The organism is Leptospira sanjuanensis, from assembly GCF_022267375.1.
Classification (GTDB): domain Bacteria; phylum Spirochaetota; class Leptospiria; order Leptospirales; family Leptospiraceae; genus Leptospira; species Leptospira sanjuanensis.
Window position 1 is genome coordinate 2787501 of record NZ_JAIZBH010000001.1, and the last position, 14144, is coordinate 2801644.

The 14144-nt window shown below is 45.1% G+C and carries 14 protein-coding genes and 1 pseudogene (1 of these 15 only partly in view); 8 read left to right on the forward strand and 7 right to left on the reverse strand.

Annotation, left to right across the window (positions count from 1 at the left end; translation table 11 throughout):
- The 4 genes and pseudogenes from LFX17_RS12475 to LFX17_RS21015 form a co-directional block, all read left to right on the forward strand.
- Positions 1 to 130, forward strand: the final stretch of a protein-coding gene (locus tag LFX17_RS12475) for an APC family permease (RefSeq protein ID WP_406600678.1). 1322 nt of this gene lie to the left of the window's left edge; 130 of the gene's 1452 nt are visible here — the last part of the coding sequence; the start codon falls outside the window, past its left edge; its stop codon occupies positions 128 to 130.
- Between the two features lie 15 nt (positions 131 to 145).
- Complete coding sequence (locus LFX17_RS12480) at positions 146 to 523, forward strand: hypothetical protein (RefSeq protein ID WP_238730543.1); 378 nt, start codon at positions 146 to 148, stop codon at positions 521 to 523.
- A 54-nt stretch (positions 524 to 577) separates the two neighbouring features.
- Positions 578 to 958, forward strand: a complete 381-nt coding sequence (locus tag LFX17_RS12485) for an acyl-CoA dehydrogenase family protein (RefSeq protein ID WP_238746935.1) — start codon at positions 578 to 580, stop codon at positions 956 to 958.
- Between the two features lie 12 nt (positions 959 to 970).
- Positions 971 to 1747: pseudogene (locus tag LFX17_RS21015) on the forward strand (acyl-CoA dehydrogenase family protein); the annotation flags it as partial.
- Between the two features lie 95 nt (positions 1748 to 1842).
- On the opposite strand, the gene LFX17_RS12495 reads toward LFX17_RS21015, so the two are convergent.
- The gene (locus tag LFX17_RS12495; protein WP_238731594.1) at positions 1843 to 3030 is read right to left on the reverse strand and encodes a glycosyl hydrolase family 18 protein; all 1188 of its coding nucleotides are present in this window, start codon (positions 3028 to 3030) and stop codon (positions 1843 to 1845) included.
- Between the two features lie 398 nt (positions 3031 to 3428).
- On the opposite strand from LFX17_RS12495, the gene LFX17_RS12500 reads away from it, so the two are divergent.
- Positions 3429 to 5813, forward strand: a complete 2385-nt coding sequence (locus LFX17_RS12500) for a sensor histidine kinase (RefSeq protein ID WP_238746936.1) — start codon at positions 3429 to 3431, stop codon at positions 5811 to 5813.
- Positions 5814 to 5888: 75 nt separating this feature from the next.
- Here the strand turns inward: LFX17_RS12500 and LFX17_RS12505 are convergent, their stop codons facing one another.
- Both LFX17_RS12505 and LFX17_RS12510 read right to left on the reverse strand, forming a co-directional pair.
- The gene (locus tag LFX17_RS12505; protein WP_238730546.1) at positions 5889 to 6524 is read right to left on the reverse strand and encodes a hypothetical protein; all 636 of its coding nucleotides are present in this window, start codon (positions 6522 to 6524) and stop codon (positions 5889 to 5891) included.
- Between the two features lie 125 nt (positions 6525 to 6649).
- A complete protein-coding gene (locus LFX17_RS12510) occupies positions 6650 to 7303 on the reverse strand; it encodes a response regulator (RefSeq protein WP_238747777.1) in 654 nt (217 codons plus the stop codon).
- A 157-nt stretch (positions 7304 to 7460) separates the two neighbouring features.
- On the opposite strand from LFX17_RS12510, the gene LFX17_RS12515 reads away from it, so the two are divergent.
- On the forward strand, positions 7461 to 7754 hold the full coding sequence (locus LFX17_RS12515) for a hypothetical protein (RefSeq protein WP_238746937.1): 294 nt from the start codon (positions 7461 to 7463) through the stop codon (positions 7752 to 7754).
- A gap of 50 nt (positions 7755 to 7804) precedes the next feature.
- On the opposite strand, the gene LFX17_RS12520 is transcribed toward LFX17_RS12515, so the two are convergent.
- On the reverse strand, positions 7805 to 8233 hold the full coding sequence (locus LFX17_RS12520) for a hypothetical protein (protein ID WP_238746938.1): 429 nt from the start codon (positions 8231 to 8233) through the stop codon (positions 7805 to 7807).
- A gap of 273 nt (positions 8234 to 8506) precedes the next feature.
- Between LFX17_RS12520 and bcp the strand changes: the two genes are divergently transcribed.
- Both bcp and LFX17_RS12530 read left to right on the forward strand, forming a co-directional pair.
- The gene (gene bcp / locus LFX17_RS12525) at positions 8507 to 8986 is read left to right on the forward strand and encodes a thioredoxin-dependent thiol peroxidase (protein ID WP_135569600.1); all 480 of its coding nucleotides are present in this window, start codon (positions 8507 to 8509) and stop codon (positions 8984 to 8986) included.
- Positions 8983 to 10470 carry a leucyl aminopeptidase family protein gene (locus LFX17_RS12530; RefSeq protein ID WP_238730549.1) on the forward strand — a complete coding sequence of 496 codons (1488 nt, stop codon included), beginning with the start codon at positions 8983 to 8985 and terminating at the stop codon, positions 10468 to 10470. Before bcp ends, LFX17_RS12530 begins: the two co-directional genes overlap by 4 nt.
- 78 nt (positions 10471 to 10548) lie before the next feature.
- Here LFX17_RS12530 and LFX17_RS12535 read toward each other — a convergent pair whose 3' ends face one another.
- The 3 genes from LFX17_RS12535 to LFX17_RS12545 form a co-directional block, all read right to left on the reverse strand.
- Positions 10549 to 11820 carry a response regulator gene (locus LFX17_RS12535; RefSeq protein WP_238730550.1) on the reverse strand — a complete coding sequence of 424 codons (1272 nt, stop codon included), beginning with the start codon at positions 11818 to 11820 and terminating at the stop codon, positions 10549 to 10551.
- A 362-nt stretch (positions 11821 to 12182) separates the two neighbouring features.
- Positions 12183 to 13034 (reverse strand): metal-dependent hydrolase, encoded by an 852-nt coding sequence (locus LFX17_RS12540; RefSeq protein ID WP_238746940.1) that lies wholly within the window; start codon positions 13032 to 13034, stop codon positions 12183 to 12185.
- Positions 13035 to 13299: 265 nt separating this feature from the next.
- Complete coding sequence (locus LFX17_RS12545) at positions 13300 to 13974, reverse strand: TetR family transcriptional regulator (protein ID WP_238746943.1); 675 nt, start codon at positions 13972 to 13974, stop codon at positions 13300 to 13302.
- Between the last annotated feature and the right edge of the window lie 170 nt (positions 13975 to 14144).

The window sequence follows — 14144 nt, forward strand, 5'->3', positions numbered from 1 at the left end:
TTATTTTAAAGCGACACAGAATTCTTTACCTAAAGTTTCCATCCCTCTCGACTCCGAAGCTTCGGAACTTTTAGCAACCAGTCTGCTTCCGGAGAACGAACCTGTTCCCGTTGCCAGCGGAGAACCTTAAACCGCCGTTTTTTCTTTGAAAGCGAAGAATCGACTCATACTCCATTCTTATTCCGGAATTCTTTCGATTCTATTTTTAACCTGCCGAATTTTTCTCCCTTTGTTTACGATTCCCTTTCTTCCAGAAGATCTTTATCTTCTTTTGGGAAGAATCGGAATTTTTCTCGGACTTTTCGCGTTTCTCAGCGGATGCGGACTCGGCAAATATTCGTTCGTGCAAAATTCTGAATATACGGAAATTCACATCATTCTTCTTTTAGCGGGTTTGGCTCTTCAAATCCCGGCGATCTCGGAAAATCATACGAACTTCTATGCGAACCTTGCGTCTTGGTTCGGATTTCCGCTCTTGCTCGCGGGATGGATTTACGGCCGAAGAATTCGCCGTAAAAAATAAAACTTTTCTTTCTTCCAAGCGTATGAATAGTCGCCTTCAATTTGCGGAGGTTTTATGGACTTTACTTTATCCGAGGATGAACTTTTGTTCATCAATTCGTTTAACGATTTTTGTAAAAAGGAAATCGAACCCTTTGCGGAAGAAGCGGATCGCAAAAAAGAAATCCCAAGATCGCACTTTCATAAACTCGCACAGATCGGTTATATCGGTTTACCTCACGAGGAAGAATACGGAGGTCAAAACGCAGGAGCGTTCCGTTCCTTAATTGCTATGCAGATTTTGGGAAAGTCCTGCGGCTCGACGTTCTTTTCGGTGGGGGCTTCGGGAGGTCTTTTCGGCTTACCGATTCATCACTATGGAAACGAAGAACAAAAAAGATACTATCTTCCTTCGATCAACAACGGATCCAAAATCGGATCGTTAGGAATCACGTAACCCGATGCAGGTTCGGACGTTTCTTCCCTTCGAACGATTGCAAAAGAAGTTTCCAAAGGACGTTATCAGCTTTCCGGTCAAAAGACCTATATCACGAACGCTCCGATCGCGGATTATTGTTTGGTTCTTGCTAAGGTCCGGGATTTAAACGGAAAAGAAAAAGGGCTGACTCATTTTTTGGTGGATCTGAATTCGAAAGGGGTTCAACGATCAGCGCCTATGGAAAAGCTCGGACTCAAAGCTTCGCCTACCGGCGCGCTCTTTTTCGAAGACGTAGATGTTTCGTCTAACGATATTCTCGGAACTCTCGGCAAAGGATTCCGTCAAACGATGCAAACCTTCAACATGGAGAGAATTTCTCTGGCCGCTTGGTCGATCGGCTTAATGGAAGCGTGCTTGGAAGAATCCAAATCCTTTGCATCCACGAGAAAAAGTTTCGGCAAACCGATCGCGCAACATCAATCCGTCGCCAACCTACTCGCGGAAATTTATACGAAACTCGAAGCCTCCCGATGGTTCACATACAATGTCGCCTGGGAAATGGAACGGGCCGATCGATCGGGAAAAGGAAGCATGCATCTTTCGGGGAAATGCGCCTCTTGCAAATTATTCGCAACCACTTCCGCAAGAGAAGTCGCAAACTTAGCCGTTCAGATTCACGGAGGCGCGGGTTTTATGGACGAATACAAGGTTTCCAGACTTTACAGAGACGTTCGACTCGGCGAAATCGGCGGAGGAACAAGCGAAATCCAAAAACTCATCATCGCGGGAAGTATTCAAAAAAATTGATATTTCTTGCAGTCGAAATCAAGGAGCAGCCCGTCGATAAAGCCTCGGAATTCGATCTTTCCAATTTGAATCGGCGATTCAAGCGATGTCGCTTATCATTTCTTGGGATCGGAATTTTCGATCATCGTTTTCAAATACGAATGGATTTCCGGATCATTGTCCCGTATTAACTGCCAAAAGGAGAATCCGCGTATTTTATATTTTTTTAATAGATTCATCTTCGTTTCAAACGATCGACGATTCATATAAAATGCGACCCGATCGCAGCCTCCTAAACTGTACCAAAGCGAAGGATCGTCGTAGACACGGCCTTCGTGGCGATAAAGATACGGCCGAAGATAAATCCAATCCCCCGATTTTCGAGCATCCTTGAATATCTTGGAAATGTCAGTCGGCTCCTCGGATCTGGGGCTCCAGTTCGCTTTAATATATTGTGCACGCGAATAAAAAACCGCCTTGGAAGGAATATCGCAATTCAAAGGCCAATCGTATCCGTAGGTCGGAATCGCCATGTATAACTTTTCATTCGGAATCTTTTGAGTGGAATATTCTAATATTTTTTCGATCCACCAAGAAGGAGCTTGCGGCCCGGGTCCGGGAAAGGCGTTCTTTCTCGGATGAAGTTCATACGCCATAATCTTAATCTTGTCCGCGACTTTCCCCAAAAACTCGTAGTCGTGCGATAATTGTCCGCGGTAGGCTTCGTAAAAATCTACGGACATCTTCTTTCCGTTTTCTTTGCACAAATATTCGAAAGGCTCCTCCGCGAACGTTTTCGGATGAATCGCGACGGAAAGAAGTTTGTTTCTCTTTTTTAATTCTTGCGATAAAAGAGTTAAAAAGGTTTCGAAACTTTCCTTTTTATCGCAGGTCATGCCCTCGTAGTCGATATCGATTCCGTCGTAGTCGTATGTTTCGATTTCTTTTATAATTTGTCCGATATGATAATCGCGGATCTTCGTGTTTCCGTTCAATCCGATCGCATCCGAAACTTTCTCGAAGTCGTTTTCCCATCGAAATATGGTCGGTATGATTTTGGTTTTCGGAGAGATCGTTTTCAACGCCCAGATATAAACTTCCTGCGCTTTCGGATTCCATACGGATTTGACGTTACCGGTGTTGCTGCGGCCGCCTTCCAACGTATATAAAAAAGGATGTATCTCGTCGTAAAGGTGGACGTTTTGCGTCATCGCAACGATATCGGAGGACCAAGTCGATGCGAGAAAATCCCTTTCGTTTTTCAAGTTCGGATTTTCAGAATTGTTAAACGAAGTCCAATTCAATAAAAAACGGAATTCGCTGTATTTTTCGTTTAAGAATCGAAATCCGCCTTCCTTTGCGAAAAGATTCCCGTATAAGAGAACTCCGAACAAAATAGTCAGAATTGAAACGATAAATAGGAGTAATTTGGATTTCAAGGCGAGTTCTTATCGGACTTTAGATTTTCAACCAGAGTAAATCGGGATGACATTCTGAAAAGAGAATTCCTGGAAAATTGGGATCACCTTTTACGATTCGGAATCCGACGAGACCGGTCGTTTTCGAATTTTATCAAAATCTTTCTTTCAAAAACGAATTCCGCTTTTACGATAGGCCAATCTTTCGATTCAACAATTTTCTTCTTCGAGCTATCACCGTGTCGCCTAGGTTTTTGTTTCGTATTTCGACCGTTATTTGTTTTTTGGTTTCCCTATTCGCGACCTTTAGCTCCTGTTATGCGAACCCTCAAGATCCCTCGCTGCTTCCGAAAGCGAAACAAGGACGTTTAGATCTTACCCGCTGGAATTTCGAATCCGAAAAAACTCTTCCGTTAACCGGGGAATGGAAATTCTATTGGAAACAATTCATCGATCCGAATGCGCTGAAGACCGTTTCCAAGGGAAAGTTTATTTTTCTGGATGCGCCGGTCGTTTGGAACGGCGTCCTTTTTCACGGCGAGACGATTTCCAGCCACGGCTTTGCTTCGTACGAACTCGAAATTCTTCTCCCTAAAAATTTCTCGGAAACCGCCGTCTCGATCCCGGACGAAGGCACCGCTTACAATCTTTATGTGAACGGAAAACTCGTTGCGAACGCGGGAACCGTCGGAGACAAACCGGAATCTTCGCGGCCTCTTTACAAACCTCAAATCGTCGTTCTACCCGATTCGGAAAGTCTTCATATAGTATTACATATTTCTAATTTTCAGAATCGATGGGGAGGTTATTGGTTTCCGATTCGAATCGGAAATTTAAAGGAAATTCTCGGTGAAGCCCAGACCAAAAAAGGAATCAGCCTTGCGGTTTGTATCGCGGCGGTTCTTATGGCGGTTTTCAATCTCGTCCTCTTTATCTTTCGAAGAAAAGATCCAGCCCCTCTTCTTTTCGCGGCGCATTGTACTCTCATCTTAATCCGAGCCTTGACCACGGGAGAACGTCTAGGTCATCTCCTATTTCCGAACGTTCCGTGGGAGATATTAAACCGACTTGAATACTCTTCCATTTATTTGTCGGCTCCGGCTTTGTACACCTTTCTGCATCGTTTTTGTCCCACGAAATTTTGGGAAAGATTCGGTTTTCTTTTGATTCTTCCGTTTTTTTTCGGCACCTTTCTTGTTCTCTTTTTTCCGAATCAAATTTATACACTGACCCTCGATCCGGTTTTACTATATGCTTTTTTTGTAACGATCCCCGGTTGGTGTATCCTGCTTCTCTACGGAATCCGCAAAAAATTCGAAGGCGCGTGGATTCTGTTTCTGGGTTATATCGCGGTCATGTTCTGCACGTTGCACGACATCATCTATAGCATGGGTTTTCTGAACAGTTCCACTTACATGGTTCCTTACGGTCAACTCGCGCTTATCGCTTCGCACGCTGTGTTGATATCGAAACGATTTTCGAATTCCTTAACCCGTTCCGAAAATCTTTCGCATAAGATGAAAAGCCTCGTTTCTTCCACACGGGAAATTATGACGTCCGCCTCGTTCAACTCGGCGGCGCAAACGACTTTGAAAATTCTTTCCAAAAACATCGAGGAAATGAATCGAAGAAGTTCGTTCTTAAATTTGAAAACGAAATCGAAAAACGAAAAATCGGATTCTTCGCTTAACAAAAACGAGGGACTAAACATTTATTTTCCCGAACAGAATTCTTCGTTGTGGAAGCGGTATTCCCTGGATGAAAAAGACGATCTTGTGGTTCAAGACGTTTCCGGATTTATTTCCAAAGAGTCGTTGGAAATCGATCTCAAAACGTTGTATTCTCCCGCCGTCATCGGAGAAAGTTTTCTACTTCCTATCCAAAACAGCAAAGCGAGTTTCGTCGTTTTGGATCTTCCAATCGGAAACTTTTTAGGTTCCGATTCCGAAATGGACTGGGTGCAGGGAATCGCATACGCTTTGGCGCTTTCGATTCAAAACGTGATCCGACAGGATCGAGAAAAGCTCGCGATCATCGGAGAATTATCCGCGGAGATCGCGCACGACATAGGACATCACGTCATTCTCATCCAAAAGGTATTACGGAATTTGAATACAACCGAAGGAACGAAATCCGAATTCGATCTTTCGCGCGCTAAAAAAGAAACGGACGCTCTCGCCAACCTCTCCTTGGATATATTAGAATTTTCTAAAAAAGTAATCATTTTGGATCTGAAAGAAGTAAGCATCCGCGAATTCTTCCAGGGAATCAGGGAAGATTTGGAACTTTTTTTCGAAGGAAGCGGAATCCGTTTTTCGTGCGACATATCCGCGGATGGAACCGTTCGATTGGACCCCCTTCGGATCCAAAGATTGATCCTGAATCTCGCCAAAAATTCGCTCGAAGCCATCGACGATACGGGCAATTTTTCTCTTCGCGTCGAAAAGGAAGGAGCCGTCCTTTACATCGTTTTTAAAGACGACGGTCCCGGTCTCAGCGAAGATTTAAAAACCGGTTTCTACAATTCCATGGTGGAAACGAAAAAACCGTTAGGAAGCGGACTTGGTCTTTCCATCGTTCGAAAGATCGCACTCGCGCACGGCGGAGAGGTTTTGATCGATTCGAGTCCCGGAAAAGGCAGCAGATTCACCGTTCTGCTGCCGTGCTGATCCAAGATTCAATTTCGCTTAACAAAATGAACGAAAAGATTGCCGAAGAGTCGGTCTCTTCTTCTAATTCGATTCTTAATCGCAGATCGCCAAGGAACCCGTGTTTTCCGCAGTGGTCGGTTGACCGAACCCGAAATCGATCTTAGTTGCCCAGCCGTTCGAATCATACGTATATGTCATCGCACCGTCCGAGGAAGTAGCGGGCCTGCTCGCTCCCGCTGCGTATGTGTTGGTGATCGTTTGTCCACCGGAAGTCGTTTTAGGAAATCCGTACGGATCGTAATTGGAATAAGTCACGGTCGGCGAGGCGACGGCAGTCAATTGATTGGAGCTGTTGTAAGTGAAGGTGTTGGTGGTTGCTCCTTCCACTCTACTCGCCAAACCTCTTTGAACGTGTTGATTGGAGAACGACGGCGGATCGACCACGCCCAATTTCGCCGCGACGGCACTGGAATATGTACGAATCACAGTGTTTCCCGTGTTGGGAACGCAGGTATAAACTTTCCCAGCAACGGCGCAAGTATATGTGGTTGTCGCCGCGGAGTTTCCGTCCTTCACGACTACTGTCTGGGGAACGTTAAAACAGTTTCCGTTTGCTAATGCGACAAGAGCGGCGACCAAGGAAGTATTGTCGTCCGATTCATTCTTTTTACAATCCGCCGATAAGCACAAAAAGACAGCGAGATTCAAGGATACGATTAATTTCTTCATGCGAGAAGCTCCAAAATTTTCAAAAAGTTTTTTCCGAATCGAATCTGATTCTTAGGAGAGAGTATCATCGAACGGCGATTTTGTGAATTTCGGAAACTACGGAGAAAAAACCGTACGGTAAGTAGTTAGAAAAGACCGGAGGCTTTGAGCTGAACCAGAACTCTGCCGAGCTCGATGAGATTTTCCGTTTCCAATTTTTTAAAGATGGAGGCTCTATGTGTTTCGACGGTTCGAACGCTTAGGTTCAGTTCTTCCGCGATCTCGCGGTTCATCTTTCCGTCTGCGAGCAGGTTCAGAATTTCTTTTTCGCGTTTAGTCAAACGATTGATCAGATTTCCGATTTCTTGTGTGATTTCCGTTTCAGGTCTGAAATTTTTTACTTCTTCCGGAAATACTTTTCCGCCGTTTAGGATCGTTTTCATCGCGGAGAGGACCGCGGTCATGGATTCATTTTTTAGAATATATCCGTCCGCCCCGAGTGCGAAGGCTTTTTGAAGATAAGACCAGTCTCTGTGCATCGTTAGGAACAATATCTTCAAATCGGGAAATTTATTTTTGATCGTTTCCAGTTCCTGAATTCCATTCTCCTCCTGCAAAGAGATATCGCTGATCAGAAGATCGACCTTTAAAAAACTCATCCGTCGCAAAGCTTCCTTCAAAGAAGACGCGGAGCCGACAAAGTCGAACTCCGTATCGGCTTGAATCTCCGCTTGCAGCCCGGACCGTACGACGGGGTGATCGTCCACAAGAAAGATGGATTTTTTTTGCGCACGAACCATTCTGCCGCAGGTTAATACGACTCGAAACTTTGTAAATAGATTCTTTCGATGTTCGTATTCAAGCGACTTCGAAAAAATCAAGGCTCTCACGCATTGCAGAAAGGAATCGGCTTTTATAACTTGATTTCATTACGGTTAGGTTTTATCCATTGCAGCAATGAAACTTCTTTTCCGTTTTGCGCTGCCCGTCTTTACGCTTCTCGTTATGAACGCTTGCAAGATCTCTTATGGATTTCAGACGATCGGAATGCCGAAACCGGACCGTCATGATCGAACGGGAACTTTTATGGGTTACGATTACTTTGTCTGGGATTGCGTTCAAGGAAAACGAACCGTAGTTTATCGCTGGGAAAAGGAGATGCCTTTTTTGGATTTCGATCCGTATCACAAGGAAGAAGTTCCTTGCGGGAAGAATACCGAGTTCGAAACGAAGAACGGAATCGGAAAGTAAGGAAGGGAAAACGGCCGGAGTTACGGCCAGATTTCCGAGGGGACGGATTTTTAAACCTGGATTCCCCGTTTTTTAAGAATATCCAAAGCGGTTTGTCGTAACATAGGATGAATCTGAAACTGGGAAGCGTCCGGAAAACCGGAGGTGGACGGAACTCCGCCATTCTCCCCCACTCCCGGATCGGACGGTTCGGTCTTGAATTTGTCCGCGCCGATCCATTGGCTCAAGGCCCACATCATTCTTTGGAAAATCTCATCGATTCGTTTTTGATAACCGGCCTTTTTATAATAACCGTAGGCGAGCAAGGGCATCTTCTTCTCATACATGAAGTGATCCCCGAGACGGATGAGACCGTCCTTATAATCCGCCTTGATAAAAAGGTCTCTTGCCTTGCGAATATCGCCTTCGTTAAAAGCGCGGTTGCCTTCTCGGATCGTTTCGGCCCGTTCTCTGGAGTCCATACCAAAACTATCGGACATAGTTTCGGTTTTCGCAAGTGAAAAATCGGGGCGGCTCCTGCGCCCAAGCGCAGGACCGGGCTCGGCCGCGGCTCGCTCGCGCTCGGTCCTAACGGACCGCTTCGCGCCGCTCAGATCCCTGCCGCGACAAAATAGGCCGGAGTTCCGTCCACATTCGGTGCGACAATCGAAACTCGTAAGAGTTCCCACATTTCACCGGATTCTCAAACAAACCCGCGAAAAAGACTGACATCGGAGAAACCGAATAAAACATTATTTTCCAAGAGGTACTCCATGAGCGAACTCAAGGCCGGGTCCAAAGCCCCCGCTTTTACCGCACTCAATGAAAAAGGAGAAAAGGTAAAACTCTCCGAATTAGCCGGTTCGAAAGGAACCGTATTGTATTTTTATCCCAAGGACCAAACCCCGGGATGCACAACCGAAGCCTGCGATTTTAGAGACAATTTTTCCCGAATCAAAAAAACGGGGTTTAACGTCGTCGGCGTTTCGAAGGACAGCGTGAAATCGCATCAGAAATTCATTGAAAAGCAGGAACTAAACTTCACCCTCATCTCCGACGAGGACGGAAAGATTTGCGAGGACTACGGGGTCTGGCAATTGAAGAAGTTCATGGGAAGAGAATTTATGGGAATCGTGCGTACTACGTTCCTCATCGGAGCGGACGGAAAAATTCTCAAAATCTATCCTAAAGTCAGCGTAAAAGGCCACGTCGACGAAATCCTTTCCGACATCAAAACACTGGAGAAAAAATGAAACTGGATAAGAACAAAATCCAAAGCTCGATCGGAAAAAATCCTTCGAAAGCGTTTTATAAACTTCAGATTCTTTTAAAGGATCATTTTCCCGCGAATCTCAAAACGAAATTTTCTTTGCAAACCTCGTCCGGAATTTTCACCGGAGACAACGGACAAGTCTTCACTGACGAATCCGAAAAGATCATTTATCTAGGATTAGGCGATTCTTCCAAAGTAAAAGTGAGAGGAGTCGCCCAGAACTTTTTTCAATTCGGAGAAAAGCTGAAAAAATGGGACGGGGTCGGACTGGAAATTCATCTTCCGAAAGTTCTAACGACCGCGCTCCCCGCGGAACTGCTCGTATATCAGATCATCAATTCCTTGGAACAAGGTGCGTATGCGATCAACGTTCTCGCAAAAGAATATAAGGAGAATTCCAAAAAGATCGGAAACGTTTCCTTTGTTCTTCAGGACGCCGCAAAAATCAAAGAAGCCGAAAAAGGATTAAAACGCGGCAAAGTCGTCAGCCGATACGTCAACGGAGCTCGGTACATCGCCCATCTTCCGGCCAATCACTTTACGCCGGAAGAATTCGTTTCCCGTTCAAAAGAGATCGCAAAGGACAACGGACTCAAAATCACCGTATTCGACGAACCGCAGTTGAAAAAGGAAAAGATGGGAGGAATTCTTTCCGTCTGCGAAGGCTCGGACAAAAAAGCGAAAATGATTCTTTTGGAATATACTCCCGCAAAACCGAGCACGAAGAAAAAACTCGCGATCATCGGAAAAGGCCTCACCTTTGATTCCGGCGGGATCAGCATCAAACCCGCTCAGGATATGCACGAAATGAAATACGATATGTGCGGGGCGGCCGCGGTAATTCACGCCGTCGGAGCGATCGCCGAACTCGGATTAGGCGTTCCCGTCGTAGCGGCCATCGGAGTCGCGGAGAATATGCCGGACGCGGCGGCGATCAAGCCGGGAGACGTTTATACGGCTCACAACGGAATCACCGTGGAAGTGCAGAATACGGACGCGGAAGGGCGTTTGGTTTTAGGCGACGTTCTTTCCTATGTGGGAAAAAAATTCAAACCGGATTATATGCTGGATTTGGCGACCCTGACCGGAGCGATCATCATTTCTCTCGGACACGAGGCCGCAGGCGTGATGAGTAATTCCGAAACGCTGACGAACTTGCTTAAAGAAGCATCCGCTTCTTCGGATGAAAGAATCTGGGAAATGCCTCTTTGGGACGAATATTCCGAAGATCTTAAAAGCGACATCGCCGACATCCGAAACGTCGCCGGAAGAGCGGGCGGTTCTTTATCCGCGGCGAAATTCCTGGAACGATTCGTCGATCCCGGAATCGCTTGGGCTCACATCGACATCGCGGGCGCAGCTTGGAGAAAGAAGGGTTCGGGAACCCAGATCGGAAACGGCCCGACCGGTTACGGAGTTCGTCTGCTCGTAGATCTCGCGGAAAAAATCGGAAAGAAGAAATAAAAAACGCGGGGCTTCCCGCGTTTCAACAGCACGATAGAAATCGATTCTCCGATCGATGAAAAGAAAGAATCGATCGGATCAAAAAGTCGACAAGGTCAAAGCGGCCAGAATGACTTCTTCGGGACGTTCTCCCATCGAATGATCGGTAAGATTTTTGATTCCGAACGTTCCTCCGTGTTTTCTAATAACGATATCGGCTAACGTTAAACCCAAACCGGAAAAGACCTTTTCCGTTTTGACTTTTTCATCAATGAACTTTGCAAGACGATAAAATGGCTGTTTTACGAGATCCTCTTGTTCCTGCGAAATTCCGTCCATGTACGTTTCATCAAACTTATTCTTAACGTAAAGATTGAAAAGTCCGGCCTTTGCGGAGAAATAAACGTTGATCTTGCTCCCGGTTTCCGAATATTTCAGAGCGTTTACCAGAAGTTCGTGAAAAACGACGATAAACGAATCTAAATCGACTTTCACGGACAAATTGCGGGGAAGCAGTTTTCCGTTTCCGATTTTAAAGGTAAGCTTTCTTTCCGCGATATACTCGGATTCGTCCCGTTCGAAATTATAAAAACATTCGGATAATTTTTCGATCAATTCCGGGACCAAAATCGGTTCCGACTTAACTTCGATGTCCCGATTCAATAACGTCAAAGTCTCTTCGAGACGATTCGCGTTTTTTTCGATGTATTGCGCGTTCTCCGAAAGCATGGTCATCAATTCTTCCGAAATAGCGTATTTGGAATCCTTTTTTTCGGCGGAACTGCGGATCATTTTGACCAATGTGATCAAAGCGCCGATTCCCCCGCCGCTGAATAAAGCGTATTTAATATTGTTGAGTGTAGTCTTTGAAAGTTCGAGCAAAGAATCCAACTCCGTCAGTTTGGAACGCTTGTAAGAAGCCCAATCCAATTGTTCACGCAGACGAATGTCCGATTCCTGATCGAAGAGGCGTTCAAGTCTTCGATTATGAAGTTCTTGAGCGATCTCGTTCACCACCGCGCGATAGGAAGTAATATCGACCGGTTTAATGATATAATGGAAGACTCCGAGATTCATCGTATCGATAATCGTATGCGGTTCATCGTGACTCGTCATTACTACGAAAATGGAATCGGGCTGTTCCCGTTTTACCGTTTCCATAAACTTCTTTCCGTCCATCACAGGCATTTCCAAATCGACGAAGTACGCGTCGGGTTTAAATTCTTCTTTTTTTTCAAGAGCCTGCACTCCGTTCTGAACGCCGCAGTATTCAAGACCGATATGTTGAAACAAGTGTCCCAAATTCGCTCTTAAAAGATGATCATCTTCGACGATCATGATTTTAGGAAGAAGCAAAGTATCGTTACCCATTTAATTTATCCTAACCCTTTATAAGATGCGACTATCGTTTCAATGAAAAGGGGTTTAAGAGAACCGCACTCCTCGACCACACCCAAAAGTAAGACGGAAAAAGTTATATAAATCTTTTGGTTTAATCGATTTCGGAAAAAAAGGTGGGATTCGAAAAGCGATTCGGTTTAAAAAAGAAATTCGAAACAAAATGCATCACTCCGGTAATAATAAAAACGAATCGGGATCGAAATATACTCGTGCCTTCAGATTCTTTGAAAAATATATAACTAAGGTAATATCGAATTTGTGAACAAAGACAACTTCTCCGCTCACAAATTCATTTTAGAAATTTTATCTGCAAATTCTCGACATTCTTTTCTTTAGATTGTTGCCAACGCCGCATTTGCGAGATCGTAACCTCCGGTTTGCCTCGGATGAAAGTTCGGTTTCAGATAAAGAAAGAACGCGTGGGCCGTTTCTAAAAAGAGAATTTTCCCGAAAGGACGAGACGCTTTTAGATCTTGAAAATACTTTTTGAATCCCACTTCGGAATCTGTCAGAATAAACCAGTGCTGAAAAAACGCGACGTAACCCCAAAAAATCCAGGACGCTAAAAAGAATCCGAAGATGCGAAGCAGGTAGCTGTTCGATACGGTTTGAAGCACGTCATACGCCACCGACTTATGCTCGATCTCTTCGCAAGCGTGCCATAGAAGAAGTTCGCGCATTTCTCCGTAAGCCTTATCGTGAAATCCGTGTCTGAGCGTGATCTCGCCCATCGTCGCGGTGTAGTGTTCCATTCCCGCGGTCACGGAAAGTTTCAATTTCTTTCCGAAAAAAAATTCGAAAAACGGAAGCATCACTTGGAACGCACTCCATTCGAAAAATTTCACGAAACGACTGACTGGCTTCCCTTGTTTTGCAAGCACTTCCAAGACCTTTTCGTGTTCCTTTCCGTGCTGCACTTCTTGTCCGATAAACGCCTTGATCGCCGTTTGTAATTTCGGGTCGGTAACTTGATCCGCATAAGCCTTCACGCTTTTGATAAAGAATCGTTCTCCTTCCGGAAAAAGTATATGATACGAATTGATGATATGCGTGATGAAAGAATTCCCCGCAAAATAGTGATTGGGAAGATCGCCCATTCCTTCAAAATCCATCTTTCGGACGGTCGGTTGATTTGCGTCGATGGGTTTTAAGTTTCTCGTTTTCGTTTTGATTTCAAGGGTCATGATTTCACTCCTTCAAACTTATCTTTTTATGTTTGTAGCGATCACTATAGAATATTCTAAACCGAAGCTCGCGCCGATCTCTGAAAAACTCTGGCCGATTTCGAAATCAGCAGAAAAAATCACCCGTTTTTCGGGGAAAGTGGACGGAACTCCGGCCGAAATCCCGGATCACCGCGGAGTCCGCGTCTGAAAACGGCCGAAAGGATCACAAAGTGTAGGAACTCCCCGAAAAACTCCCCGTCTCCGGCAAAATTCCCAAGCGGTTTTACGACAAATTCTTCTGTAATCCCGCCAGCATGGAAACGATTCCGACTTCCAAAGTGTGAAAAAAATCGATTCGAAAAACGGTAAAATCGGGAGAAGAATTCAAAACTTTCGTAACGATCGGAGCCGGTTCCGCGTGGTGCCAAAGACCGGTGATCAGCGCGTGTAGGTAGGTGAGAAATAAAATCGCGTCCTCGTTCTTTTTGAATTTTAGAACCCGACAAAGTTCCGGGGCCGATTCGAGAACACTTTTGCGAACGGAATCTTTTAGACGAAAGGCGCTTTCATACACGATATTCTTTTCCAAAAGCGCCGACGCGATCGCCATCAATCGAACGGTTCTCTGATTTTCTTTTAACGAGTTGGTGATCCATTGCGCCAATTCCGACGCGGAAAGACCCGGATTTTTAGAACGAAGAAACGCCTGAAATGCCGCGAACCAAGCTTCGTAATCCATCCGATGAATTTCGAGAAAAAGTTCTTCCTTGGTTTTGAAATAAAGATACAACGTGCCCTTGGCCACGCCGGCCTTCTTCGCGATTTGATCCATGGAAATCTTTTCGAAGGAAGATTTGTTAAACAAGGAAATCGCGGCCTTGACCAAAAGATCCTTTTTGACCTTCTTATCGTCGTCTTTTACTGCGCGGCTTTTCATCGGATCGGGTTCTTGTTTCAAGGAAGAATTCGTGATCGATTCCCCTCTTTTCCAACAATCGGAGTTCCGTTTACAAACACAATCCTCTTTTCCCGAAAACCCCGTTCCGTTTTCCATTGACAATGACTTAAGGTCATTATAAATTGACCAAAAGTCATTTTTAAATGACCCACAGTCATCAAAAGGAGAAA

What these genes read in the sequence shown, in the direction of transcription:
- LFX17_RS12485 (WP_238746935.1), top strand. Translation starts at nt 578, where the DNA reads ATGGACTTTACTTTATCCGAGGATGAACTTTTGTTCATCAATTCGTTT.
- LFX17_RS12505 (WP_238730546.1), bottom strand. Translation starts at nt 6,524, where the DNA reads ATGAAGAAATTAATCGTATCCTTGAATCTCGCTGTCTTTTTGTGCTTA.
- LFX17_RS12510 (WP_238747777.1), bottom strand. Translation starts at nt 7,303, where the DNA reads ATGGTTCGTGCGCAAAAAAAATCCATCTTTCTTGTGGACGATCACCCC.
- LFX17_RS12515 (WP_238746937.1), top strand. Translation starts at nt 7,461, where the DNA reads ATGAAACTTCTTTTCCGTTTTGCGCTGCCCGTCTTTACGCTTCTCGTT.
- LFX17_RS12520 (WP_238746938.1), bottom strand. Translation starts at nt 8,233, where the DNA reads ATGTCCGATAGTTTTGGTATGGACTCCAGAGAACGGGCCGAAACGATC.
- bcp (WP_135569600.1), top strand. Translation starts at nt 8,507, where the DNA reads ATGAGCGAACTCAAGGCCGGGTCCAAAGCCCCCGCTTTTACCGCACTC.
- LFX17_RS12530 (WP_238730549.1), top strand. Translation starts at nt 8,983, where the DNA reads ATGAAACTGGATAAGAACAAAATCCAAAGCTCGATCGGAAAAAATCCT.
- LFX17_RS12535 (WP_238730550.1), bottom strand. Translation starts at nt 11,820, where the DNA reads ATGGGTAACGATACTTTGCTTCTTCCTAAAATCATGATCGTCGAAGAT.
- LFX17_RS12540 (WP_238746940.1), bottom strand. Translation starts at nt 13,034, where the DNA reads ATGACCCTTGAAATCAAAACGAAAACGAGAAACTTAAAACCCATCGAC.